This window comes from Microvirga sp. P4_G7, from assembly GCF_056401005.1.
This window is the reverse complement of the sequence record NZ_JBFUKD010000747.1, coordinates 1-1701: the sequence shown is the minus strand read 5'-3', so window position 1 is coordinate 1701 and position 1701 is coordinate 1. Positions and strand designations below refer to the sequence as shown.

Annotated in this window: 1 protein-coding gene; it reads left to right on the top strand. The window is 58.3% G+C overall.

Annotation, left to right across the window (positions count from 1 at the left end; genetic code table 11):
• The first annotated feature begins 306 nt into the window (after positions 1–306).
• Complete coding sequence (hmgA, locus tag AC1DT3_RS20265) at positions 307–1680, top strand: homogentisate 1,2-dioxygenase (protein WP_477467007.1); 1374 nt, start codon at positions 307–309, stop codon at positions 1678–1680.
• Positions 1681–1701 lie beyond the last annotated feature (21 nt).

Sequence of the window (1701 nt, the reverse complement as noted above, 5' to 3'; positions counted from 1 at the left end):
CGCGTGCGGTGCGAAACTCGTACTGCCCAAGCGTCGCCAAAACACGCCAACCCGGAATCGAAAGATCGAAACGCTCGGCGTAGATCTGCGCGAGGGCATTCGACGCCAAGCTCGCCAGGACGTTGAGTCGGTAAGGCAGAAACCGTTCCAGAACCACGAGTGGTTCTGAGGACTTCCGGAGTGCAGCGGCGCGTTGCATGAGCGTTTGACAAAATTTGTTGCTAGTGCAACTAATAAGTCAAATTCGTTGCATGAGCAACTAGATTGTGAGCCAAACGCTCCGACACCATGGGAGGATCGGGCTCGATGAATGTTCAGGATGGTCCGCGCCGCCACTCTTCGGTCGAGGGCGACCGGACGAGCGCATTGTTGCCGAACTACATGTCCGGCTTCGGCAACAGCTTCGAAACAGAAGCTTTGCCCGGTGCACTGCCGATCGGACGCAATTCACCTCAGAAGGTGAATTACGGCCTCTATGCCGAACAGCTTTCCGGGTCGCCGTTTACCGCCCCACAGGCGACCAATCAGCGTTCGTGGCTCTATCGCATTCGACCCACGGTCAAGCATTCTGCCCGCTACGTTAAGGTCGACAAGGGCCTCATCCGCACCGCTCCGGAAGCGCGGAATGAAAGCGAACTCCCCATCGGCCAACTGCGCTGGGATCCGACGCCGATTCCGAGCGATGCTCTCAACTTCGTGACGGGATTGCGCACGATAACCACCGCCGGAGATGCGGATACGCAGGTCGGCATGGCCGTGCACATGCTCCTGATCACCCGGTCGATGGAGAACGAGTATTTCTTCAACGCCGACGGCGAGTTTCTCGTCGTGGCGCAGGAGGGTCGGCTTCGTTTCCGGACGGAGTTTGGAATCATCGACATCGAACCCGGCGAGATCTGCATCATTCCTCGCGGAGTCATTTTCAAAGTTCAGTTGCTCGACGGACCGGCGCGCGCCTATGTCTGCGAGAATTACGGCGGCTCCTTCACGCTTCCCGATCGCGGGCCCATCGGCGCCAATTGTCTCGCGAACGCCCGCGATTTTCACACGCCGGTGGCGGCATACGAAGACAAGGAAGAACCTTCATCCCTCTTCGTGAAATGGGGCGGTGAGTTGTATCGCACCGAAATCGGCCAATCACCTCTCGACGTCGTGGCCTGGCACGGAAACTACGCGCCATACAAATACGATTTGCGGCATTTCTCGCCCGTCGGGGCGATCCTTTTCGATCATCCCGACCCGTCCATCTTCACCACGATGACGGCTCCCTCTGAGACGCCCGGCACGGCGAATGTGGATTTCGTGATCTTTCCGGAGCGCTGGGGCGTCGCCGAAAATACCTTCCGGCCGCCCTGGTATCATCGCAACCTGATGTCCGAATTCATGGGGCTGGTCTATGGCGTCTACGACGCCAAGCCTGAGGGTTTCACACCCGGCGGCATGAGTTTGCATAACCAGATGCTGCCGCATGGACCGGATGCGTCGGCGTTCGAACACGCGAGCAATGTGGAGCTGAAACCAGTGAAGCTGACCGGTACGATGGCTTTCATGTTCGAAACCCGCTTTCCCCAGCGGGTGACCAAATACGCTGCGGACCTTCCGACTCTGCAGAAAGACTACATCGATTGCTGGAAGGACTTGAAGAAGACCTTTGACCCGAACCGACGCGAACCCGAATGATCGAACGGGTCGACACACCGT

What these genes read in the sequence shown, in the direction of transcription:
- hmgA (WP_477467007.1), top strand. Translation starts at nt 307, where the DNA reads ATGAATGTTCAGGATGGTCCGCGCCGCCACTCTTCGGTCGAGGGCGAC.